Annotated in this window: 22 protein-coding genes; 12 read left to right on the top strand and 10 right to left on the bottom strand. The window is 63.4% G+C overall.

The window, feature by feature from the left end:
* Positions 1 to 183 precede the first annotated feature (183 nt).
* Positions 184 to 1,371, top strand: a complete 1,188-nt coding sequence (gene nhaA / locus ATY02_RS08020; protein WP_068581907.1) for a Na+/H+ antiporter NhaA — start codon at positions 184 to 186, stop codon at positions 1,369 to 1,371.
* A 77-nt stretch (positions 1,372 to 1,448) separates the two neighbouring features.
* Here nhaA and ATY02_RS08015 read toward each other — a convergent pair whose 3' ends face one another.
* Positions 1,449 to 1,913 (bottom strand): glycine zipper 2TM domain-containing protein, encoded by a 465-nt coding sequence (locus ATY02_RS08015; protein WP_031321034.1) that lies wholly within the window; start codon positions 1,911 to 1,913, stop codon positions 1,449 to 1,451.
* A 174-nt stretch (positions 1,914 to 2,087) separates the two neighbouring features.
* Here ATY02_RS08015 and ATY02_RS08010 point away from each other — a divergent pair, with 174 nt between their 5' ends.
* Positions 2,088 to 2,324: a hypothetical protein gene (locus ATY02_RS08010; RefSeq protein ID WP_068581899.1), complete on the top strand. Its 237-nt coding sequence runs from the start codon at positions 2,088 to 2,090 to the stop codon at positions 2,322 to 2,324.
* A gap of 10 nt (positions 2,325 to 2,334) precedes the next feature.
* Here ATY02_RS08010 and pdxH read toward each other — a convergent pair whose 3' ends face one another.
* The 5 genes from pdxH to dinG form a co-directional block, all read right to left on the bottom strand.
* The gene (gene pdxH, locus ATY02_RS08005; RefSeq protein WP_068581897.1) at positions 2,335 to 2,982 is read right to left on the bottom strand and encodes a pyridoxamine 5'-phosphate oxidase; all 648 of its coding nucleotides are present in this window, start codon (positions 2,980 to 2,982) and stop codon (positions 2,335 to 2,337) included.
* 21 nt (positions 2,983 to 3,003) lie between these two features.
* Entirely contained in the window at positions 3,004 to 4,239 is a 1,236-nt protein-coding gene (locus ATY02_RS08000) for an OmpA family protein (RefSeq protein WP_068581895.1), read from the bottom strand.
* 141 nt (positions 4,240 to 4,380) lie between these two features.
* Complete coding sequence (locus tag ATY02_RS07995; RefSeq protein ID WP_068581893.1) at positions 4,381 to 5,526, bottom strand: serine hydrolase domain-containing protein; 1,146 nt, start codon at positions 5,524 to 5,526, stop codon at positions 4,381 to 4,383.
* A 103-nt stretch (positions 5,527 to 5,629) separates the two neighbouring features.
* Positions 5,630 to 7,990: a beta-galactosidase gene (locus tag ATY02_RS07990; protein ID WP_068581890.1), complete on the bottom strand. Its 2,361-nt coding sequence runs from the start codon at positions 7,988 to 7,990 to the stop codon at positions 5,630 to 5,632.
* A 189-nt stretch (positions 7,991 to 8,179) separates the two neighbouring features.
* Positions 8,180 to 10,324, bottom strand: coding sequence for an ATP-dependent DNA helicase DinG (gene dinG / locus ATY02_RS07985; RefSeq protein WP_022642691.1), 2,145 nt, complete (start codon positions 10,322 to 10,324; stop codon positions 8,180 to 8,182).
* 99 nt (positions 10,325 to 10,423) lie between these two features.
* On the opposite strand from dinG, the gene ATY02_RS07980 reads away from it, so the two are divergent.
* The gene (locus tag ATY02_RS07980) at positions 10,424 to 10,888 is read left to right on the top strand and encodes a CopD family protein (protein WP_068581889.1); all 465 of its coding nucleotides are present in this window, start codon (positions 10,424 to 10,426) and stop codon (positions 10,886 to 10,888) included.
* A 52-nt stretch (positions 10,889 to 10,940) separates the two neighbouring features.
* On the opposite strand, the gene ATY02_RS07975 is transcribed toward ATY02_RS07980, so the two are convergent.
* The 3 genes from ATY02_RS07975 to ATY02_RS07965 all read right to left on the bottom strand — a co-directional run bounded on the left by ATY02_RS07975 (position 10,941) and on the right by ATY02_RS07965 (position 12,859).
* Positions 10,941 to 11,699, bottom strand: a complete 759-nt coding sequence (locus ATY02_RS07975; RefSeq protein WP_068581887.1) for a hypothetical protein — start codon at positions 11,697 to 11,699, stop codon at positions 10,941 to 10,943.
* Entirely contained in the window at positions 11,692 to 11,970 is a 279-nt protein-coding gene (locus ATY02_RS07970) for a DUF1145 domain-containing protein (RefSeq protein ID WP_068581884.1), read from the bottom strand. Before ATY02_RS07970 ends, ATY02_RS07975 begins: the two co-directional genes overlap by 8 nt.
* 199 nt (positions 11,971 to 12,169) lie before the next feature.
* Positions 12,170 to 12,859: an OmpA family protein gene (locus tag ATY02_RS07965; RefSeq protein ID WP_068581871.1), complete on the bottom strand. Its 690-nt coding sequence runs from the start codon at positions 12,857 to 12,859 to the stop codon at positions 12,170 to 12,172.
* Positions 12,860 to 13,049: 190 nt separating this feature from the next.
* Between ATY02_RS07965 and ATY02_RS07960 the strand changes: the two genes are divergently transcribed.
* From ATY02_RS07960 to ATY02_RS07945, 4 genes are read left to right on the top strand one after another with little or no spacing between them, the layout of a single operon-like run.
* Positions 13,050 to 13,547, top strand: a complete 498-nt coding sequence (locus ATY02_RS07960) for a DUF6231 family protein (protein ID WP_068581869.1) — start codon at positions 13,050 to 13,052, stop codon at positions 13,545 to 13,547.
* A 4-nt stretch (positions 13,548 to 13,551) separates the two neighbouring features.
* Positions 13,552 to 14,028: a YchJ family protein gene (locus ATY02_RS07955; protein WP_068581866.1), complete on the top strand. Its 477-nt coding sequence runs from the start codon at positions 13,552 to 13,554 to the stop codon at positions 14,026 to 14,028.
* Between the two features lie 52 nt (positions 14,029 to 14,080).
* Complete coding sequence (locus ATY02_RS07950; protein ID WP_068581864.1) at positions 14,081 to 14,566, top strand: LEA type 2 family protein; 486 nt, start codon at positions 14,081 to 14,083, stop codon at positions 14,564 to 14,566.
* Between the two features lie 6 nt (positions 14,567 to 14,572).
* On the top strand, positions 14,573 to 14,773 hold the full coding sequence (locus tag ATY02_RS07945; protein ID WP_010221064.1) for an SEC-C metal-binding domain-containing protein: 201 nt from the start codon (positions 14,573 to 14,575) through the stop codon (positions 14,771 to 14,773).
* A gap of 55 nt (positions 14,774 to 14,828) precedes the next feature.
* Here the strand turns inward: ATY02_RS07945 and ATY02_RS07940 are convergent, their stop codons facing one another.
* Positions 14,829 to 15,389 carry a cysteine hydrolase family protein gene (locus tag ATY02_RS07940; protein WP_068581857.1) on the bottom strand — a complete coding sequence of 187 codons (561 nt, stop codon included), beginning with the start codon at positions 15,387 to 15,389 and terminating at the stop codon, positions 14,829 to 14,831.
* Between the two features lie 134 nt (positions 15,390 to 15,523).
* Here ATY02_RS07940 and ATY02_RS07935 point away from each other — a divergent pair, with 134 nt between their 5' ends.
* From ATY02_RS07935 to ATY02_RS07915, 5 genes are all read left to right on the top strand, one after another.
* Positions 15,524 to 16,162, top strand: coding sequence for a glutathione binding-like protein (locus tag ATY02_RS07935; RefSeq protein ID WP_068581854.1), 639 nt, complete (start codon positions 15,524 to 15,526; stop codon positions 16,160 to 16,162).
* A gap of 147 nt (positions 16,163 to 16,309) precedes the next feature.
* A complete protein-coding gene (locus tag ATY02_RS07930; protein WP_068581851.1) occupies positions 16,310 to 18,739 on the top strand; it encodes a penicillin acylase family protein in 2,430 nt (809 codons plus the stop codon).
* Positions 18,740 to 19,066: 327 nt separating this feature from the next.
* The gene (locus tag ATY02_RS07925; protein WP_031321029.1) at positions 19,067 to 19,849 is read left to right on the top strand and encodes a transporter substrate-binding domain-containing protein; all 783 of its coding nucleotides are present in this window, start codon (positions 19,067 to 19,069) and stop codon (positions 19,847 to 19,849) included.
* Between the two features lie 56 nt (positions 19,850 to 19,905).
* The gene (locus ATY02_RS07920; RefSeq protein WP_068581847.1) at positions 19,906 to 20,634 is read left to right on the top strand and encodes an ABC transporter permease; all 729 of its coding nucleotides are present in this window, start codon (positions 19,906 to 19,908) and stop codon (positions 20,632 to 20,634) included.
* Entirely contained in the window at positions 20,631 to 21,341 is a 711-nt protein-coding gene (locus tag ATY02_RS07915) for an ABC transporter permease (RefSeq protein WP_068581843.1), read from the top strand. Before ATY02_RS07920 ends, ATY02_RS07915 begins: the two co-directional genes overlap by 4 nt.
* The last annotated feature ends 23 nt before the right edge of the window (positions 21,342 to 21,364 follow it).

Genomic DNA, 21,364 nt, shown 5'->3' with positions numbered 1-21,364 from the left:
GAAATATCTTCCAGCCCTGACAGGTACAGCTGTGAAGCAATTGGAAACACAACTGCCAGCGGACTTTTTCAGCAGGCCGCTTGCTTCCTGCTTATAACAAAAAAGAATATAACTTTTGTTTTAACAACCAAGTGTACGGGTTAGGGTGTGCCACCTTTGTCTGGTTTTAAATGGAGAGCGACCTTGCCTCTGCGTAGTACTTTCACCCGTTTCTTTGCCATGGAAGCCGCCAGCGGGCTGCTGTTGATCGCTGCTGCCGTCCTGGCCTTGATCATCAACAACTCGCCGTTGTCCTGGCTGTACAACGGTCTCCTGGAAACCCCGGTGGTTGCCCAGGTGGGCGCCTTGAAGATCGCCAAGCCGTTGCTGCTGTGGATCAACGATGGCCTGATGGCGCTGTTCTTCCTGCTGATCGGCCTGGAGGTCAAGCGGGAAGTCCTCGATGGCCAGTTGTCCAAGCCTTCGCAGATAGTCCTGCCTGGCGCTGCGGCCATTGGCGGCATGCTGGTGCCGGCATTGATCTACTGGTACCTGAACCGCGACAACCCGCCAGCCCTCAGCGGCTGGGCGATTCCTACCGCCACCGATATCGCCTTCGCCCTCGGGGTACTGGCGCTGCTGGGCAAGCGGGTACCGACCTCGTTGAAGCTGTTCTTGATGACCCTGGCGATCATCGATGACCTGGGGGCGATCGTGATCATTGCGATCTTCTATTCAGGCGCCCTGTCGACCCTGTCGCTGATGCTGGCGGCAGCTTGCATCGCCGCCCTGGTCGCGATGAACCGAATGGGCGTGGTGAAGCTCGGGCCCTACATGATCATCGGCCTGATCCTCTGGGTCTGCGTACTCAAGAGCGGTGTCCATGCCACCCTGGCAGGCGTGACCCTGGCCTTCTGCATTCCCCTGCGCACTCGTAACGCCGAGCCGTCGCCACTGCTGGCCCTTGAGCATGCGCTGCACCCTTGGGTGTCGTTCGGCATCTTGCCGTTGTTCGCCTTTGCCAACGCCGGGCTGTCGCTCAGCGGCGTGACGCTGGAGAGCTTCACCCACTTCGTACCGATGGGCATCGCCGTCGGCCTGCTGCTGGGCAAGACGGTCGGTGTATTCGGCCTGACCTGGCTGGCGGTCAAGACCGGTCTTGCCGCACTGCCTGCCGGCGCCAATTGGGGACAGGTGTTCGGTGTGGCGATTCTCTGCGGAATCGGCTTCACCATGAGCCTGTTCGTCGGTTCCCTGGCCTTTGTACCTGGCGCCAGCGAATACGCGGGCATGGATCGCATGGGTATTCTCACCGGCTCACTGCTGGCCGCGCTGATCGGTTATGCCGTGACGGCTGCCGCCAGCCGCAAGAGCAATCCAGTAGCCTCTTGATATCCCAAGGAGCCCTGGCTTAAAAAACAAAACCCCGGTCAGTCGCCTGGCCGGGGTTTTGTTTGGCTGATGGAAAATCAGCGAGTTACACGACTGGTGCCGTTGACGGTCATGATGCGAACGCGGTCGCCAACACGGAACACTTCGTTTTCCTGAACTTGTTGTACATAGGCGCGCATGCTGCCGTCGTCTTCACGCACGGTGATCTCCACGCCCTGGGTACGGGTCAGCCCTTCTTCGGTAGCCGAGCCGAGCAGGCCGCCAGCCACAGCACCGATGACTGCAGTGACGATACTGCCACGGCCACCGCCGATGGCGCTGCCACCCACACCGCCGATCACTGCGCCAGCAGCGCCGCCGATTGGGGTCTTGGTGCCTTCGATCTTCACTGGACGCAGGGATTCGATGGTGCCCAGACGCACGTTTTGCACACGACGCGCTTCATCACGGGAATAGGAATCACCGGTCAGGTTGGAGGCGCAACCGCCGAGCAACATGGCCATCGTGGTAAAGGACGCAACCAGCAAAACAGACTTACGCATAGGATCAACTCCAAGGGACAATAAATCATTAGACTCCGCAGCTTGACACCTGTCACGGCGCGGCCCGGATAAAATTGCTTTCATTCAGCCCAAGTACAGGCTGAATGAGCACCTGGCACCCTCGCTACGGTAGCCCCAGCCTCCAGCATAACGCTATCGAACAAAGGATTTTCCATGGATTACTTCATCATCTTCGTGGTCACGGTCGCCGGCCTGTATTTCCACTGGTGGCTGTACGTACGCATCAAGCGCTGGACAGACCGGGACCTGGCGCTGTCCATGGCAGGCAGCGACGAACAGAAGAAGCAGTACATGTTGCAGCGACTGGCAGAAGCCCAGCGCCAGAAAGTAAAACGCCGGGACCTGCCGCAATGGCTGGAGGCCGCTGCGGCCGGTTATCCCGGCGAGTGATCGGCAAGGTTCAGGGAGCCAGGCGTTCGCGGACCCACTCCCCGGCCTGCAGGCGGTAGTTCAAGCGGTCATGCAGGCGACTGGCACGCCCCTGCCAGAACTCGATGCGTTCCGGCACCAGTCGATAGCCTCCCCAGTGCTCGGGGCAATCGGGCTGGCTATCGCTGAAGCGGGCCTCGGTGGCCTTGAGCAGCTCCTGCAATTCGGCACGATCGGCAATCACCCGGCTCTGCGGTGATGCCCAGGCTCCCAGGCGACTTCCCAGGGGACGCACCTGGTAATAGGCATCCGATTCCTGCGCACTGACCTTCGCTACCCGCCCCTCGATCCGTACCTGGCGCTCCAGGGTCGGCCAGAAGAAGGTCATGGCGGCAAAGGGCCGTGCAGCCAGTTGCTGTCCCTTCGCGCTGTCGTAGTTGGTGAAGAAGGTAAAACCCTGTTCGTCCAATCCCTTGAGCAGCAGGACCCGGCAGTGGGGACGGCCGTCGGCATCGACGGTCGCCAGGGTCATCGCATTGGCCTCCACCGGTGGCTGCTCGGTTTTCACCGCATCGGCAAACCACTGGTGGAACAACGCGAGGGGCTCGACCGGGGCCTGGGCCTCGGACAAGCCGTCACGGGTATAGTCGCGGCGCATATCAGCCAGAGACTGAGTCATGCTGCTTCCTTATCCTGCAAATCAGTTCTTGGCCTGGGCGGTGGCCGTAGGGTTCTTGGCAGCCGCGACGGTTTTCTTGGCCGGAGCCTTCTTGGCCGCTGGCTTCTTGGCCGGGGCCTTCTTGGCGGCAGCGGCTTTCTTGCTGGCCGGGGCTGGGACCGGAGGCTTGGCGTCCTGCACGGCAACCATTTCAGTCTCGGACGGCGTCGGCTGGTTGTACTTGCTCAGCAGGCCAAGCATGGTGCTGCGCTGGGTCAGCATGATTTCCACGCGACGGTTCAGCGAGCGACCTTGCGGGCTGTCGTTGGCGGCACGCGGCATCACCGCGCCCATGCCACGCAGCATCAGGCGGTCTTGCTTCAAGCCGCTGAGGCTGAAGATAGCGGCCACGGACTGGGCACGATCACGGCTCAACTTCTGGTTGGCCAGGGTCGGGCCGGTGGCGTCGGCATGGCCGAGGATCAGCACGGCAGTCTTAGAGTCGCCTTCCACCGCCTTGGCCACGCGAGTGAACGGGCCGAGGGTGACGGGCAGCAGCATGGCCGGACGATCCGGGTTGAAAGAAGCATCGACCAGCGCGGTAACCACCAGCACGTTCTCGCGACGCTCCACTTGCAGCTTGCTGTCCTTCACCGCTTCACGCAGGCGAGGCTCGTAGTCGTCCAGCCAGGCCTGGGTGATTTTCGGGTCAGGCATCGGAATGTCCGCCACGTTGACCTTGCTCAGGGGCTTGGGCTGGCTCTTGCCAAATGGCCACCACCAGTTGCTCTCGGAGTCGACGGCCTTGGCCACCGCTGGAGCTGGCTCGGCCTTCTTGGCATCGGCTACCGGCTTGTCGGCCTCATCCTTGGAGGAAGAGAACGGCCACCACCAGTTGCTGCTCTCGGCCTTGGCGACCGGAGCGGCTGGAGCTGGGGTTGGGGCTGGGGTCGCGGCGACAGGAGCCGGGGCAGGCTCGGCAGCGGCGGTTGCAGCAGGCTTGCCAGCGGAAGGCTTGGCGGCAGGAGCGGCCTGCTTGGCCGACGCGGTGGCCTTGCCAGCAGCAGCCGGAGCGGCTGGCTTGCTCGCCGGGGCAGCCGGAGCGGCTTCGGCGGTAGCGGGTTTGTCGTTGGCAGGGGCAGCCGAAACTTCCTTGCTGCTGGCCTTATCGGTACCGAACGACCACCAATGGCCGCCGTCCGCTTCATTTTGTGGGGTTTGTGCACAACCGGTTACGGTCAAGCAGATGGCCAAGGCTAGAGACTTGTTCGACGACATGGGATATCCACAAAATGAGATAAAAAATTCGGTCTAAATAACCGTTATAAACAGACGCTTGGAAATTATAAAAGCCACAGGGTTCCATCCTGCAGCTTTCCACGCATGTTTAAGCAAAAAAAGTTCTTAACAGCAACCTTTTTACAGACAATCCGACAAAATCCGCACCAGTTTCTGTGCACGAGGATCCATCAACACGTAGGGTCCCAGGGTATTTGTGACAAATCCGAACGCTACATCGCGCTCCGGATCGGCAAAACCTACCGAACCACCCGCCCCCGGATGCCCGAAGGCCCGCCCACCCAGACCGAAAGTGGCATTGGCCACATCGGGCTGGTCCAGCATGCAGCCCAGGCCGAAGCGCGTCTGGGTCAACAGGGTCTTGTCCATGCCCAGGCTGTGCTCGCGGGTCAGCTCATCGAGCATCTCGGCCTCCAGCAAACTGCCATCGAGCAAGCCACTGTAGAACCCGGCAAGGCTGCGGGCATTGCCGTGGCCGTTGGCCGCTGGCTGCTGCATGCGCCGCCACTCCGGCTTATTGGTGCTGGTCAGGATAGACGGAGGATTGGTAAAGGCCCGGGTAGTCATCGCCTCAGGCTCACGCATGGTCACTTGCAACAAGCGCTGGGCCGCAGCGTCGCCGACATTGCCCTTGCCCCGTGCGATATGCGCCACCCGGTGGAACTCCTCGTCGGCCAAGCCGATATGAAAGTCCAGTCCCAGGGGCTTGGCCACGCGGGCCACGATGGATTCGCCCGGGCCGCGGCCATCGGCCCGCCGGATCAGCTCGCCCACCAGCCAGCCATAGGTAATGGCGGCATAACCGTGCCCCTCCCCCGGCGTCCACCAGGGTTGCTCGGCCGCCAGGGCGTCGACCATTGTTTGCCACTCGTACAGCGCCTGGGGCGGCAACATCTCGCGCAGGGCCGGCAAGCCGGCCTGGTGGCACAGCAACTGGCGCAAGGTGATGGCCGCCTTGCCCGCCGCGGCGAATTCCGGCCAGTAGTCGGCCACCGGCGCGTCCAGCTTGAGCTTGCCCTCGGCCACCAGTTGCAACGCGGTCACGGCGGTAAAGGTCTTGGTGCAGGAAAACAGGTTGGCGATGGTATCGCTGTGCCAGGCCTCGGCGCCGTCCTTGTCGGCCGTGCCGGCCCAAAGGTCGACCACGGTTTCCCCGCCGACCTGGATGCACAGCGCGGCGCCACGCTCCTGGGGATCTTCGAACAGCGCCGCGAAAGCCTCGCGTACCGCCTCGAACTTGAGCTCGTAATGACCTTGAATCTGCACCCCTGAATCCCCCTGCGACAATGCTCGGCAACGTGGCGCGCATTGTTTCAGCCTCGAGGGGATTTGGGAACAACCGGGCCCACCCGGCGGGGCCCGAAAGTCGTCAGTGGCCGTTGCCGGAATGGCCACCAGCGTGCGCTTCACCCGTGGCGCTCGGTGCGTTCCGGTTTTGCGCCGCAGGCCCGCTGGCGGCCGCCTGCTCGGCCTGGGCCCGCGCGAGCTGCGCGGCCTTGCCCAGTTGCTCCAACGCCAGCAGGTTGCCCTTGCGCACGGTCTCGACAAAGCCCTGGAACGGCACATCGGTAATACCCACCAGGCCGAAATGACCGTTCTCACCGTCCAGCAGGCGTCCGGTCACCGGCTGGTCCAGGTATTGGAACCAGTGCACTCCGACGATGGATGGCTCGCTCAGCGCCTGCTTGAGGAAGTTGGCATAGGCCGGTCCCCGCTCCTCCTCCCGGGCCAGTTCGGTGACTGCGCCCCAGAACGGGCCGCGATCCCGGGAGCCAAAGTTGAACTCGGTGACCAGCACCGGCTTGTCGAGACTGCGCAGGTAGGCGAAGTCCTGCCCGTCCTGGGGCTTGAGGGTGTACATATTGAAGCTCAGCACGTCGCAATACTGGGCGCAGGACGCCACCGCCTCAGGTGTGCTGACGGCAAACCGCCCTCCCAGCAGCAGGTGGTTGGGGGCGTGCCACTTCAACGAATCGGCGATGGTCTTGAAGTAGGTGTCGGCGAAGACTCGCTGGAAATGCCGGTAGTCAGCCTCGATCTCGGGATGCTCGGGGCTTGGCAGCGGCGCCTCGAAGCCCGGGTCTTCCAGCAACTCCCAGGCCGGCAGATCGATCCCCCAAGCCTTGGACAGCCCCTGCTGGTTGCGATACTTGTCGCGCAGTTGCTTGAGGAAAGCGCGCTTGGCCGGGACATCGGTGGTCAGGCGCAAAGTGCCGTAGGCCAGGGCGAAGCGAGATTTCGCGTCATTTCCCGGACCTGCCCAGGCCAGCTCGTTGTCGGCGAAGTAACCGATCAACCACGGATCGTCACGATGATCCCGGGCGGCGATGGCCACGGCGCGCTCGGTGGCCATGGCAAAGCGCGGATCGAAGGGATCGGGCATGCCGCCCCACCAATCGCTGCCGGTACTGATGCTGGCGTAGTCGCCGACGATCGACAGCGGCAGGGTGTAGGGCACCCGGGCGGCCAGGCCCAGGGCCGGCGCGCTCCAGTTGCCGATGGTGTTGAAACCCCAGGCTTGCAGGCGGTCCAGGGTGTGGCCGAGCCAGCGCTTCTGGTCGAACCCCGGTGCCGCGCAGGGGGCCGCCTGGTCGGGCGCCGACACGGCCGCGCCAGCAGCGGCGCAAGGTGCGCCATAAGTACGCTGCAGGTTGGCCCGGTAGAAGTCGTACCAGCGCCCGCTGTTGTAGCCCCGGCCCCGGTCGGCACCGTTGCCGCCACGGTTGTCGCCGTCACCGTAGTAGGCCGCCAGCGGCTCGCCGTCCTTGGGCAGGTCGCTGAACATCCATTCGCGCCCGGCGACATAGGTACGATTGTTGTCCGCAGCCAGGGTGTTGACCCCCAGGGAATAGAACGGATGCCCCTCGGGAGTCACCAGGAACCAGCGACCATCACGCTTCTGGGTGCGAAAGAAGCCGCTGGCCTTGAAGGCCGGCCCCTGGCTCAAGCCGCCAAAGCGATCCAGGGGGGCCTTTTCGCGCTCGGCGAGCCAGCCCTTGAGCTGTTGCTGCTCCTTGCTGGCTGCAGCCTTGAGCTGCTCGTCGCTGGCGACCTTCTCCGGCCAGCGGTCCCGGGTCGACTGGCCATAGCCATCCACCAGGGAGCCATACACGGCACGAACCACACCCTCGCTGTCCTGCACACCAAAACGCTCGAGGAGGATGCTTTGCGAAGCCTTGGGGTTGTCCAGAGAGAGGGTCACCGATACCACCTGGCTGCGGTCCAGCTGCCCTTCGCTGCTGGCCAGCAGGATGCGCTGGCCGTCCACGGTCATGGGCATCGGCGGCGCAGCCTTCATGCCCTGCTCCAGGGCACTGCTGGCCACCAAGGGCACCAGCAGCGTCTGCGCCGGGCCGGCGGGTAAATCGACTCGGCTGACCAGGGTCTGGCCATCGTTGCTCTGGATGGTCACGTAGAGGGTCAGGGCCCAATTCATCGCACTCTGGATACGCAGGCTCATCAGCCCCGATTGCGACCAGTCCCAGGCACCCTCCTGGGGGCTCAGGCGCAAGCTGGGACGCAGCGTCGGATTGAACGTCACCCGCCGCAGCACTTCACCCTCGGCTGTCTGTTCGGCGTTGTACTGCGGCAGGTTGGCATCCTGGGTCGCTACCTGCACCACCGAGGCCGGGCGGACAAAGTTGAACAACGTTTGTTGTCCGGCAGGGGCCGCCAACACAGGCGCGGCAAACAACAGGGCAAGTACGACGGGCAACGAGCGGCGAATCATATGGGCCGGTTTCTCCTTGTAGGGCCGCTGGGCGGCCGGTGCTCAAGCATTGACGTGAAATAGACAGCGGGGCGCGCAAAGGTGCGGCCCTGCCCGGTAAACCAGGGAAAATACCCTGGACGATGTGGATACCCAAGCCGTCGCCGGGCGGCGTGCTCGCCTGCCCGGCGCAATGCGGTCTGGGCCAGCCTAGGATATTTCCCGGCGAAAAGGCGGCAGGGCGTTGAGGATCGCCTTGCCATAGCGCTGGGTGACCAGGCGCCGATCCAGCAGGGTGATGGTGCCGCGGTCCTGCTCGGTACGCAGCAGCCGGCCACAGGCCTGGACCAGCTTGAGAGAGGCATCCGGCACCGAGATTTCCATGAACGGATTGCCGCCCCGGGCCTCGATCCACTCCGCCAGCGCGGCCTCCACCGGATCGTCCGGAACCGAGAACGGGATCTTGGCGATCACCACGTGCTCGCAATAGGCGCCAGGCAAGTCCACCCCTTCGGCGAAGCTGGCCAGGCCGAACAGCACACTGGAATCGCCACCATCGACCCGGGCCTTGTGCTTGTTGAGGGTCTCCTGCTTGGACAGGTTGCCCTGGATGAACACCTGCTTGCGCCAGTCGCGATCCAGGCCGTCGAACACGTCCTGCATCTGCTTGCGCGAGGAGAACAGCACCAGGCTGCCCCGGGAGCCTTCCACCAGTTCCGGCAGGTCGCGAATGATCGCAGCGGTATGGGCCGCGGCATCCCGTGGGTCGGCCCGCAGGTCGGGAACCCGCAGCACGCCAGCGTCGGCATGGTGGAACGGGCTGGGCACCACGGCGGTGACCGCTTTCTTCGGCAAGCCGGCACGCATGCGGAAGCGGTCGAAGGTGCCCAGGGCGGTCAGGGTCGCCGAGGTCACAAGGGCGCCGTAGGCCACGTTCCACAAGTTGCGGCGCAGCATTTCCGCGGCCAGGATCGGGCTGGCGTTGACCTCGATATCGAACAGCGAGCCACTCTCGGCCAGGGTCAACCAACGGGCCATGGGCGGGTTGTCCTCCGGGTCCTCGACGGTGAAGGCCGTCCACAGTTCCCAGTTGCCCGAGGCTCGGGCCAGCAGGCTGCCGAACAGCGGGTACCACTCCTCGGCCTGGTTGCTGGCGATGCCGATGTTGACCTCGCCATCCATGCCTTCCTTGAGCAGGTCGGTCAGGCGGGTGAACAGGTCGGTCAGTCGCGAGAAGCCTTTCTTCAGCTCGATGCCCATCTCGCGCATGTGATCGGGAATCAGCCCGCCGACAAAACGATGGCGCGGCCGCTCGCGGCCTTCCATGTCTTCACCGGTCTTGAAATCGGCGATCTGCTCGCAGGCGGTGAACATGAACTGCTGCTGGGTCTTGATCTCCCGCGCCAGCTCCGGCACCTGCTCGATCAGCCGCCCCAGGTCACCCGGCAGCGGGTGCTGGGCCAGGAGCTTGGTGAGGTTTTTGGCGGTCTGTTCCAGCCAATCGGCGGTGGAGCGCAGCCGAGTGTAGTGGGCGAAGTGGCCGATGGCCTTGTCCGGCAGGTGATGGCCTTCGTCGAACACATAGAGGGTGTCGCGCGGGTCGGGTAGTACGGCGCCGCCGCCCAGGGCCAGGTCGGCCAGGACCATGTCGTGGTTGGTGACGATCACGTCGACCTTGCCCATGCCTTCCCGGGCCTTGTAGAAGGCGCACTGGCCGAAGTTGGGGCAATGGCGATTGGTGCACTGGCTGTGGTCGGTGGTCAGGCGCGCCCAGTCGGCGTCTTCCAGGGCGTTGGGCCAGCTGTCGCGGTCGCCGTCCCACTTATTGCCGGCCAGTTTCTCGATCATGCTGGTGAACAGCTTCTGGCTGGCCTCGTCCACCTCGATCTTGAAGCCTTCTTCCTCGAACAGCTGGGCGGTGGCGGTCTGCGCGTGGCCTTCCTGCAGCAGCATGTCGAGCTTGGACAAGCACATGTAGCGCCCGCGCCCCTTGGCCAGGGCGAAGCTGAAGTTCAAGCCGCTGTTGCGCATCAGGTCGGGCAGGTCCTTGTAGACGATCTGCTCCTGCAGGGCGACGGTGGCGGTGGCGATCACCAGGCGCTTGCCGGCGGCCTTGGCCGTGGGGATCGCCGCCAGGCTGTAGGCCACGGTCTTGCCGGTACCGGTGCCAGCCTCTACCGCGACCACCGCCGGATCGCCGCTGCGCCGGCCCTCGTCGTCGGTATCGACGTCACCCAGGACCTTGGCCACCTCGGCGATCATCAGGCGCTGGCCATAGCGCGGCTTGAGGCTCTTGGCTTCGAGAAAACGCGAGTAGGCGCCCTGGATCGTGGTTTTGAGTTCGTTGCTGATCATGGTTCTTCAGGCGCACAAAACGCTGGATAAATTTTCAGTGGTTCGAATCGGCCGCTATCATACCCCGCTAATTCATCCTGCGCAGAACGGAGTACCCGAATGACCGCTTTCGCCCTCGCCTACAGCTTGCACGTCCTGGCCGCCCTGGTCTGGGTTGGCGGCATGTTTTTCGCCTGGATGGTCCTGCGCCCTGCAGCCGTGGCGGCCCTGGAGGGCCCACAGCGGCTTCAATTGTGGGCCCAGGTATTCCCGCGTTTTTTCGCCTGGGTCTGGGTAGCGGTGGTGATCCTGCCGATCAGTGGCATCGGCCTGCTGCATTTGCGCTTCAACGGTTTTGAAACCGCTCCGCGCTATGTGCAGATCATGATGGGGATCTATCTGGTGATGACTGCCCTGTTCATCCGCATCCAGTCGCTGCAACTGCCGGAGCTGCGCCAGGCAGTGGCGAGCCAGGACTGGCCGGCCGGGGCCGCGGTGCTGGGGCGAATCCGCCGCCTGGTAGGCATCAACTTGATCATCGGCCTGCTGCTGGTGGCCCTGGCGGCAGCCCGACCGACCTTCTGAAACGAAATCGCCCGCGAAAGCGGGCGATCTATATAGGCGACTGACGGAACGGCTACAGGCGCTGCACCGTCAGAGACCCTGCCGCGCCCACCGCCCCGGGCTCGCCTTGGGCGCCGGGACGCCCGCTCTTGCCGCCATCGGTGCGATAGACCAGGCAGCCCTTGGACTTGCCACCGGCCCCCGGCTTGCCACCGACACCGGCCAGGCCACCGGCGCCACCATCGACCAGGACCTTGATCTGCTCACTCGGGAAATCCCGCGGCAGCTCCAGGCGAACCTGGCCACCCGCCGCGCCTGGGTGCCCGTTGCCGCCATTGTCGCCATCGGCACCACGCCCGGCCTCGCCCCAGGTGCAGCCAGGCTCCTGGCCATTGGCACCATCGAGACCGACATACCCTGGTGCCCCGGCACCGCCCCGGGCATCCACCGACAACTCCTGGGCGTCCAGCGACTCGATGCGCAAATTCAGGTTGCGACCGGGCTTGGCCGTCTTCTCATAGGTACCCGGCGCTCCTCGGGAGGTGATCTGGCTGCCAGCGTCCAACTGCGCATGTCGGACCAGCAACTGCAGGCTCTGCTGCGTGGGCACGATGGCAATCCGCGCTTCGCGTCCCAAGTGCATCTGCTCGACCTTGAGCTCGGTTACATTGGCCGGCACCAGCAAAGTGGCATGGTCGGCGACGTCCAGCCGCTGCAACTGCAAGGTGCTGGCGGTATTGGGCAACCGCATGAACGAGTTGGTGTCGACCTTGACGTCCTGGGCCATGGCCAGGGGGCTACACAATAGGGCGAGCAGGCAGAGCTTACGCATGGTCGGCCTCGACAACGACAGGGGTTGGAAGGGTTTGCAGGTGGAAGACGCCTACCAGCAGGATCTGCAAGCGATCACGCCAGGGATGCGCCCGCCCCGTGAGGCTGCCATTGAACAGCGCCAGCTCCAGCAGGTGGGTCAGCAACAAGAGACAACCGGCCAGATTGACCAGCAGGTGCAGCGGGTTGATCAATGGCTTGGCCAGGTTGATCAACACCACCAGCCAAAACACCAGCGTTAGAAACTTCCCCAGCCCCCATAAAACCTTCATATGCTCCCCTTGTGAATTATTCTTTGCGCGCACAGTAACGACTTCTTACCGGGATAAGCCAGAGGGCGATGCAAATTCTCCCCCGACGACAGTTTAGCTGCCGGATCGACGAGGATCGCGCCCCTGATCTTCTGGTCACCCTCTTCTGAAATGCCCCCGGGACCCCGCGCGCTCCATGGGACGCGCGGGGCGATATGCCTCAACGATTGATCTGGATTTCGGTGCGCCGGTTCATCGCCCGTCCTTCAGCTGTCTTGTTATCCGCCACCGGCTTGCTGGCACCGGCACCGGTGACCGAAACGAAGCTGGAGCGGGAAACGCCGTTCTCGATCAGGTACTCCACCACCGAGTGAGCGCGTTTATCAGACAGTTTCTGGTTATAGGCTGCCTTGCCGACGCTGTCGGTATGGCCAGTCACGCGCAGCTGCGCCGAAGCGGACTCCTGCTTCAGGCGAGTCACGATGGTGTTGAGCTTGGCCTTGTCGGCATCGGTCAGCTTGGCCGAGTCGAAATGGAAGTGCACATCGCGAATGACGATGGTTTCTTCCTTGACCACCACGACCTCTTCCACCACGGGTGGAGGCAATGGGCAGCCGTTGGCATCGACCTGCACGCCTTTGGGCGTATGCGGGCACTTGTCGCGACTGTCCGGCACGCCATCGCCGTCCTCGTCGCCATCGCCATGCACCCAGCAGTAGGCGCCTGCCAGGCCGCCGACAAACAGTGCGCCACCGCCCGCCCATGCCGAGCTTTCGGTGGCGCCCAGCGCCGCGCCCGTGACGCCACCCACCGCGGCGCAGATCGGCCAGTCGGTTTTCTGCAGGCCTGCACAACCAGTCAACACACCGGTCAACAGAACCAGGGGTACTGCCGTACGAATGATGCTCATCTGATTTCTCCTCAGGGATCGGCTCGAGGCCGATTCACGGAGTAAAGACCTGGCTATTGATCTGCGCCAGCAAAGGGCCAGCCCCGGTTTTGTCCCGTAAATACGGGGGGATCGTGGATTAACTGGCGAACCGCTCTAGGCCCGAGGATGCCGGCACGCTAGTCTTGGGCGCTCTGACCGAGGACCGATGATGAGCGCCAGCATTTCTTCCCGAACACCACAACAGGCACTGGCCGCCCTGCTGGAGCGCTATGCACCCAAACAGCTGCTGCTGATCGGGGCCAGCGACTTCCCGGCCCTGGCTGCCTTCAAGCAAGCCCACCCTGCATGCGACGTCTTCCAGGCCGCCCCCGGCCCCTTGCCGGCAGACCTGGCGGCACGACGCTTCGACCTCGCCCTGGCGGTGGATTGCCTGGAGCACCTGCCCAAGCGCGACGGCTTGAACCTGTTGGGCGGCATTCGCAATCTCAATGCCAGCCGTATCGCCGTGCTGGCCGACCTGGCCGCGTGCAACTGGCAGGAAACCGATTTCTTCTCCCTGGCCCTGCAAGCCAGCGAACGCTTCCAGCGGGAACAGCAGGTGCTGACGCTGTTTACCTACGATCTGCTTGAATACAAGCAAGTGCCCGACTGGCTCAACTCACGCTTCTGGGCAAACCCGGAAAATTTTGGAAAGTACTGGTGGTAACACAATGAGTGCCTCGATTTGTCCCTGCGGCAGCGGCAACCTGCTGGATGCCTGCTGCGGCCACTACCACGCGGGCCATCCGGCGCCCTGCGCCGAAGCCCTGATGCGCTCGCGCTACAGCGCCTATGTATTGGGGCAGGTGGATTACCTGCTGGCCACGACCCTGCCGGTGCAGCAGCCGGGTCTGGATCGCCAGTCCATCAGCGACTGGAGCGCGCAAAGCACCTGGCTGGGGCTGCACGTGGAAAGTTCGGAGGTCTTCGGCGGCCAGCCCGAACACGCCTTCGTGACCTTCACCGCCCGCTGGCACGATAGCCAGGGCGAGCACAGCCATCGCGAACGCTCGTCCTTCGTCCAGAACCAGGGACGCTGGTATTTCATCGACCCCACGGTGCCCCTCAAGGCTGGGCGCAACGACGCGTGCCCCTGTGGCAGTGGACAGAAATACAAGAAGTGCTGCGCCAGCTACTTCATCCGCTGAAGATCGATCCAGGCCCAGGATGGGCAGCAGCCACTACAAAGGGAGTCTTGCAATGTTTGGTGAGCTACGCCTGCTACGCGCCATCTGCCTGCCAGTGATCCTGGGCCTGTCCGGTTGCGCGTCCTGGTTCACCGACGAGCAGCCCGCCCCCGAGGTGCATCTGGTGAAGGTCGAGGTGGTCAAGGCCAACCTGCTGGAACAGCGCTTCACCTTGCACCTGCGGGTAGACAACCCCAACGACGACGACCTGACCGTGCGCCGCCTGACCTATCGGGTCTACCTGGAGCGCTTCCTGCTCAGCGACGGTGAGCATGAGCAATGGTTCACCGTCAGCCCCCACAGCAGCCGCTACTTCAAGGTGCCGGTACGCACCAACCTGTGGCCGCAGATTCGTGACCTGGTGAAACTCCTGCACAAGCCCGACCATCCCATTCCCTACCGCCTGGAAGGAGAACTGGAGGTGGGATTATTCATCGGCAAAGACGTGCACCTGAAGCGCAATGGCGTGATAATTCCCGGCGATTTTATCCCGGAGTGACCCGCAATGACCCAGCAACCCCATGTCCATGGCCCTGACTGCAACCACGATCACGACCATCATGATCACGACCATGGCCATGTTCACGGCCCGCACTGCAACCACGGCCACCAGGAGCCTGTGCGCAACGCGTTGAAAGACGTCGGTCGCAACGATCCTTGCCCATGCGGCAGCAGCAAGAAGTTCAAGAAGTGCCACGGCGCCTGATCAAGCCGTGAACCGACGCCTGCCGGCACTGGCTTGCCGGCAAGCGCTCCTCCTATCAGGCAGTTCCTGCAAGGAGCTGTTCCAGATTCACCACCGTGGCGTACTCGCCATGCAGATTGGCCAGCGACATGTCATGTACCTCCTGGGCCGAGCGTCGCCGTCCGGCAAAATCGGGCTTGTCGAAGGTGTAGCAGGCATCGGCCACCACCCACACAGCAAACCCCAGGTTGCCAGCCGTCCGCGCCGTTGCCTCTACTGAGTTATTGGTGGCCACGCCGACAATCACCAATTGCCCGATCCCCTTCTGGCGCAACTGCGCTTCCAGCGAGCTGGCGCAAAATGCGTCCGGCACCTGCTTCTGGAGCAGCCCTTCGGCCCCCTGCGGGCGAAAGCGTGGCTGGAACTCCACTCCGGCTTGCCCGGGCCAGAACACCGACTCCGTGGAGCGCGACAGATGCTGTACATGAATCACCGGCCAGCCTCGGTCACGCCAGTGGGCCAGCAACTGCAACATGCGCTCCTCGGCCTGAGGGTTGTTGCGCGGGCCAAGCCGCGGGTGCAGGATGCCTTGTTGCTGGTCGATGATGATCAGTGCCGTATCAGCGTTGAGGGACATGGAGTCGATTCTCCCGGGACGATCAGCGGATTGTACCCACTTCAGCATGGCCTCCCTTGCCCAGCGAGCCATCGAGTAACCAGCCCCCGAATTTGCTGTCGTTGACCCCGGATACTTCCCACCTGGAGCACTGCATGATCGACCTGTACTACTGGACCACCCCCAACGGTCACAAGATTTCCCTGTTCCTGGAAGAAGCCGGACTGCCCTACACCCTGTACCCGGTCAACATTGGCCGGGGCGAACAGTTCAAGCCTGACTTCCTCAGGATCGCCCCCAACAACCGCATACCGGCCATCGTCGATCACCAACCCCTCGACGGGGGCGCGCCTCTGTCGCTGTTCGAGTCCGGCGCCATCCTGCTGTACCTGGCGGAAAAAACCGGCCAGTTCCTGCCCAAGGACCTGCGCGGCCGCCAGGAAACCCTGCAGTGGTTGTTCTGGCAAATGGGGGGCCTGGGACCGATGGCCGGGCAGAACCATCACTTCAGCCATGCCGCACCGGAACAGATTCCCTACGCAATCAAGCGCTACATCGATGAAACGGCGCGGCTGTACGGGGTGCTGGAGCGGCGCCTGGCAGACCGGCCGTTCGTCGCCGGCCAGCAGTACAGCATTGCCGACATGGCGATTTATCCATGGGTCGCGTCCCACAAGAAACAGAGCCAGCGACTCGAGGACTTCCCCCGCCTGCACCGCTGGTTCGACAGCATCCAGGCGCGTCCGGCCACCGAGCGTGCCTATGCCCTGGTGGAGCGGGTCAACCCGGCCTGATCAAGGCGTCCGCCCACCGTCCGCCGGCCTGCTGGCGAAGGTCATGTGCGCAGCGCCCGACAAATACCTGTCGCCCCGCTTGCGCGGCACTCGCCTGCTCACTAACGTAGCGCCTTTATCGACGCTACCCCCCGCAGGAGCTTTGCCATGGCCTCGCCAGCCTTCTTACATTTTCTTCCCCGGTTCGGCGTCGCCGCAGCAGTGGCCGGCGCCCTGAGCCTGACCGGATGCCAGTCCTGGAATGCCCAGGACAGCCTGCCTCCGGCCTCTGGCGTGCAACCCCTCAAGGGCCTGGCACAGAACGTTTCCGTGCGACGCAACGCCGTCGGCGTTCCCCTGATCGAAAGCAACAGCTTCCACGATGCCCTGTTCACCCTGGGCTACGTGCATGCCAGCGATCGCATCGGCCAGATGGTGACCCTGCGCCTGCTGGCCCAGGGCCGCTTGGCCGAGATGTCCGGTGCCGAGGCCCTGGACGTCGATCGCCTGATGCGCGCGGTCAACCTGAAGAAAAGCGCCGACGAGCTTTACAAGGCCTCGTCGCCACGGATCAAGCGCTTCTTCGAAGTCTATGCCCGGGGCGTCAACGCCTACCTGTTCCGCTATCGCGACAAGCTGCCACCGGACCTGGCGGCCCATGGCTATACCCCCGAATACTGGAAGGCCGAGGATTCGGCGCTGATCTTCTGCCTGTTGAATTTCGGCCAGTCCGCCAACCTGCTCGAAGAGATCAATACCCTGGTACTGGCGCAAAAAGTCGGCACCGACAAGCTGCCATGGCTGACCCCCAGCTACCCCGATGAGCCTCTGCCCTTGGCCGAGGCCGACAAGCTCAAGGGCTTGAACCTGGCCATTCCCGGGCTGGGCGACGTCAGCCAGGCGGCCAACCGGCTGGCCCAGCTCAACAGCCTGGGCCTCAGCGGCGGCAGCAGCCTGGCCATCGCTCCCCAGCGCAGCCGCAGTGGCCGCAGCCTGCTGGCCAGCGACAGCCAGATCGCCGCCTGGCACTACGTCCAGATCCGGGCGCCGAAGTACCAGGCCGCCGGCGCCTCGATCGCCGGCCTGCCAGCCATTCTCCAGGGCTTCAATGGCAAGGTGGCCTGGAGCCTGAGTTCGGTGGTGGGCGACAACCAGGACCTGTTCCTGGAAAAACTCAAGCGCCAGGGCAACTCGCTGTACTACCAGAACAACGGCAAATGGCAGCCGGTGACCGTGCGCAATGAGACCTACTTCGTCAAAGGCCAGCGGCCGATTCGCGAGGCGGTGTACGAAACCCGCCACGGCCCGCTGCTCAACAGTGTCCAGGGGTATGCACTGGCCAACGGCCTGGGCCTGGCGCTGCAGACCCCCGAACTCAAGGACGACCGCACCCTGGACGCCTTCTTCGACCTGTCCCGGGCCCAGAATGCCGAGAAGGCCTCGGACGCCAGCCGGGAAATCCGGGCCATTGCCCTGAACCTGGTGTTCGCCGATGCCAGCAACATCGGCTGGCAAGTCACCGGCCGCTTCCCCAATCGCCGTGAAGGCGAAGGCCTGCTGCCCTCCCCGGGCTGGGACGGCCGCTACGATTGGGATGGTTATGCCGACCCGATGCTCCACCCCTATGACCAGGACCCGCCCCAGGGCTGGATCGCCATTGCCAACCAGCGAGTGATCCCCCATGGCTACGGCATGCAGCTGTCCAATTCCTGGTACGCCCCGGAACGCGCCGAGCGCATGGCGGCACTGGCCTCCAGCGGCAAGCAGGACAGTCGCAGCCTGATCGCCCTGCAATACGACCAGACCAGCCTGTTCGCCGCAAAGCTGAAGACCATGTTCGAAGCCCCCGGCATGGCCCAGCCATTGAAGAAAGCCATCGAGGCCCTGCCCGACGCCGAGCGGGCCAAGGCTCGCGAGGCCTACAGCCGGTTGATGGCGTTCGACGGCAAGATCAGCGCGGGCTCGGCGGACGCAGCGCTCTATGAGTTGTTCCTGCAGGAAAGCGCCCGGCAGATCTTCCTCGACAAACTGGGCCCGGAATCCGCAGCGCCCTGGCAGGCCTTCATCGCCAATGGCGAGCAGTCCTACGCCGCCCAGGCCGATCATCTGCTGGGCCGGGAAGACAGCCCATTCTGGGACGATTCGCGCACCCCGCAGAAGGAGGATAAACCGGCGATCCTGGCCCGCAGCCTGGCCGCCAGCATCACCAAGGGCGAGCAGTTGCTGAGCAGCGATCGCAAGTCCTGGCAGTGGGGCAAGCTGCACAGCTATCGCTGGACCGACGACAACGGCAAAGCCATCCGTGGCCCGCTGCAGGCCGGGGGCGACCACAATACCCTCAACGCGGCGCCGTACCACTGGGGACAGGATTTCACCATCACGGCGACTCCGGCCCTGCGTTTCATCGTCGACTTCGGCCTCAGCGAACCCTTGATGGGCCTCAATAGCAGTGGCCAGTCCGGCAACCCGGTCAGCCCGAACTATGCCAACGGTATCGATGGCTGGCTCAAGGCCCAGTACCTGAGCCTCCCGATGCAACCGCAAAACTTCGACCGTAGCTACGGCAAGACCCGCCTGACCCTGGTTCCTGGCAAGTAACACCGCAGGCCAGACTCTCCCGCCTGCGCCCTGCGCAGGCGGTTGTGCCTCGATAACCAGCCGCACCAACCCAGGGCAACATCCGCCCCTGGCACCGCATCGCGCGCCCGTGGAGCACGCTCTGCCTGCACCCCGCACCGTCCTGGCCCCTCCCCAAAACCGCCCTCTTTCAACGCACGCCGCTGCTTGTCCGCCGCTCAGCCCGAGCTTTTAAAACACCTGTTCGGGACTCTGGTTCGGAAATTGCTACTTTCATTAAGTCTCATACGCTGCAGTAACAGCACCCATGCGCCACAAGCGCTCATATCGGCTCTTAGGGATTGAATAATGAAAAAAGCATTGCTGACCCTTTCTGCACTGGCTCTGTGCATGGCCGCCGGCTCGGCCCTGGCCAAGGAGTACAAGGAACTGCGCTTCGGCGTCGATCCCTCGTACGCCCCTTTTGAGTCCAAAGCCGCGGACGGCAGCCTGGTGGGCTTCGACATCGACCTGGGCAACGCCATCTGCGCCGAGCTGAAGGTCAAGTGCAAATGGGTCGAAAGCGACTTCGACGGCATGATCCCGGGCCTCAAGGCCAACAAGTTCGATGGTGTGATCTCGTCCATGACCGTGACTGCGGCCCGGGAAAAAGTGATCGATTTCTCCAACGAGCTGTTCTCGGGCCCCACCGCCTTCGTGTTCAAGAAAGGCTCGGGGCTGAGCGAAGACACCGCCTCGCTCAAGGGCAAGACCATCGGTTACGAGCAGGGCACCATCCAGGAAGCCTACGCCAAGGCCGTGCTGGACAAGGCCGGGATCAAGACCCAGGCCTACCAGAACCAGGACCAGGTCTATGCCGACCTGACTTCCGGGCGCCTGGATGCCTCGATCCAGGACATGCTGCAAGCCGAGCTGGGCTTCCTCAAATCGCCCCAGGGCGCCGACTATGAGATCAGCAAACCCGTGGACGACCCCCTGCTGCCGGCCAAGACTGCAGTGGGTATCTCGAAAGGTAACAAAGAGCTGAAAGCGCTCTTGGATAAAGGTATCAAAGCGTTACACGATGATGGCACCTACGCCACCATCCAGAAAAAACACTTCGGTGACCTGAACCTCTACAGCGGTAAATAACCTGCCGGCGCCCATCCTCGATGGGCGCCTTTTTTATCGTCACAGGTCACTGATCGATGCTCGAACAACTCCTAACGAACCTGGGGCTTTCCGCGTTCAGCCTGAAGGGTTTCGGCCCCTTGCTGCTGGAAGGTACCTGGATGACCGTCAAATTGTCGGTCCTGTCGCTGCTGGTCAGCGTGCTGCTGGGCCTGATCGGTGCCAGCGCCAAACTCTCCAGCCTTGCCTTGCTACGCATACCTGCCCAGCTCTACACCACCTTGATCCGCGGCGTGCCCGACCTGGTGCTGATGCTGCTGATCTTCTACAGCCTGCAGACCTGGTTGACCTCCTTCACCGACTTCATGGAGTGGGAATACATCGAGATCAATCCGTTCAGCGCCGGGGTGATCACCCTGGGCTTCATTTATGGTGCCTATTTCACCGAGACCTTCCGTGGCGCGATTCTCGCCGTGCCCCGAGGCCAGGTGGAAGCGGCCACCGCCTACGGCCTCAAGCGCGGCCAACGCTTTCGCTTCGTGGTCTTCCCGCAGATGATGCGCTTTGCCCTGCCTGGTATCGGCAACAACTGGATGGTGATGCTCAAGGCTACGGCCCTGGTGTCGATCATCGGCCTGGCCGACCTGGTCAAGGCCGCCCAGGATGCCGGCAAGAGTACCTACCAGCTGTTCTACTTCCTGATCCTGGCGGCGCTGATCTACCTGCTGATCACCAGCGCTTCCAATTTCGTCCTGCGTCGGCTTGAACGGCGCTATGCCGCAGGCGCTCGGGAGGCCGTGCGATGATCGAACTCCTGCAGGAATACTGGCGCCCGTTCCTCTATAGCGACGGTTACCACATCACCGGCCTGGCCATGACCATGTGGCTGCTCACGGCCTCGATCGCCATCGGTTTCCTGGTGTCGATCCCGCTGTCGATCGCCCGGGTCTCGCCCCGGCGCCTGGTGCGCTGGCCGGTGCAGTTCTACACCTACCTGTTCCGCGGCACGCCGCTCTATATCCAGTTGCTGATCTGCTACACCGGCATCTACAGCATCGCCGCCGTCCGCGCCCAGCCCGTACTGGATGCGTTCTTTCGCGATGCGATGAACTGCACCATCCTCGCCTTCGCCCTGAACACCTGCGCCTATACCACGGAGATCTTCGCCGGGGCGATCCGCAGCATGGCCCATGGCGAGGTCGAGGCCGCCAAGGCCTACGGCTTGAGCGGGTGGAAGCTGTATGCCCATGTGATCATGCCCTCGGCCCTGCGTCGCTCGCTGCCCTACTACAGCAATGAAGTGATCCTGATGCTGCACTCCACCACGGTGGCCTTCACCGCGACCATTCCCGACGTGCTGAAAATCGCTCGCGACGCCAACTCGGCGACCTTCCTGACCTTTCAGTCGTTCGGCATCGCCGCCCTCATCTATCTGTGCGTGACCTTCACCCTGGTGGGCCTGTTCCGCCTGGCCGAACGTCGCTGGCTGGCCTTTCTCGGCCCGGCTCACTAGGACTTGCAGCAGGAAACCCAAGC

It is taken from the genome of Pseudomonas sp. BIOMIG1BAC (genome assembly GCF_001705995.2).
GTDB lineage: Bacteria > Pseudomonadota > Gammaproteobacteria > Pseudomonadales > Pseudomonadaceae > Aquipseudomonas > Aquipseudomonas sessilinigenes.
Note: the sequence above shows the minus strand (reverse complement) of the source record. Positions and strands in the feature narration are given on the sequence as shown.

Excerpts from the sequence above, each read along its gene's own strand:
- ATY02_RS08015 (WP_031321034.1), bottom strand. The coding sequence starts at position 1,913 with ATGCGTAAGTCTGTTTTGCTGGTTGCGTCCTTTACCACGATGGCCATG.
- ATY02_RS08010 (WP_068581899.1), top strand. The coding sequence starts at position 2,088 with ATGGATTACTTCATCATCTTCGTGGTCACGGTCGCCGGCCTGTATTTC.
- pdxH (WP_068581897.1), bottom strand. The coding sequence starts at position 2,982 with ATGACTCAGTCTCTGGCTGATATGCGCCGCGACTATACCCGTGACGGC.
- ATY02_RS08000 (WP_068581895.1), bottom strand. The coding sequence starts at position 4,239 with ATGTCGTCGAACAAGTCTCTAGCCTTGGCCATCTGCTTGACCGTAACC.
- ATY02_RS07990 (WP_068581890.1), bottom strand. The coding sequence starts at position 7,990 with ATGATTCGCCGCTCGTTGCCCGTCGTACTTGCCCTGTTGTTTGCCGCG.
- dinG (WP_022642691.1), bottom strand. The coding sequence starts at position 10,324 with ATGATCAGCAACGAACTCAAAACCACGATCCAGGGCGCCTACTCGCGT.
- ATY02_RS07980 (WP_068581889.1), top strand. The coding sequence starts at position 10,424 with ATGACCGCTTTCGCCCTCGCCTACAGCTTGCACGTCCTGGCCGCCCTG.
- ATY02_RS07975 (WP_068581887.1), bottom strand. The coding sequence starts at position 11,699 with ATGCGTAAGCTCTGCCTGCTCGCCCTATTGTGTAGCCCCCTGGCCATG.
- ATY02_RS07970 (WP_068581884.1), bottom strand. The coding sequence starts at position 11,970 with ATGAAGGTTTTATGGGGGCTGGGGAAGTTTCTAACGCTGGTGTTTTGG.
- ATY02_RS07965 (WP_068581871.1), bottom strand. The coding sequence starts at position 12,859 with ATGAGCATCATTCGTACGGCAGTACCCCTGGTTCTGTTGACCGGTGTG.
- ATY02_RS07960 (WP_068581869.1), top strand. The coding sequence starts at position 13,050 with ATGAGCGCCAGCATTTCTTCCCGAACACCACAACAGGCACTGGCCGCC.
- ATY02_RS07955 (WP_068581866.1), top strand. The coding sequence starts at position 13,552 with ATGAGTGCCTCGATTTGTCCCTGCGGCAGCGGCAACCTGCTGGATGCC.
- ATY02_RS07950 (WP_068581864.1), top strand. The coding sequence starts at position 14,081 with ATGTTTGGTGAGCTACGCCTGCTACGCGCCATCTGCCTGCCAGTGATC.
- ATY02_RS07945 (WP_010221064.1), top strand. The coding sequence starts at position 14,573 with ATGACCCAGCAACCCCATGTCCATGGCCCTGACTGCAACCACGATCAC.
- ATY02_RS07940 (WP_068581857.1), bottom strand. The coding sequence starts at position 15,389 with ATGTCCCTCAACGCTGATACGGCACTGATCATCATCGACCAGCAACAA.
- ATY02_RS07935 (WP_068581854.1), top strand. The coding sequence starts at position 15,524 with ATGATCGACCTGTACTACTGGACCACCCCCAACGGTCACAAGATTTCC.
- ATY02_RS07930 (WP_068581851.1), top strand. The coding sequence starts at position 16,310 with ATGGCCTCGCCAGCCTTCTTACATTTTCTTCCCCGGTTCGGCGTCGCC.
- ATY02_RS07925 (WP_031321029.1), top strand. The coding sequence starts at position 19,067 with ATGAAAAAAGCATTGCTGACCCTTTCTGCACTGGCTCTGTGCATGGCC.
- ATY02_RS07920 (WP_068581847.1), top strand. The coding sequence starts at position 19,906 with ATGCTCGAACAACTCCTAACGAACCTGGGGCTTTCCGCGTTCAGCCTG.
- ATY02_RS07915 (WP_068581843.1), top strand. The coding sequence starts at position 20,631 with ATGATCGAACTCCTGCAGGAATACTGGCGCCCGTTCCTCTATAGCGAC.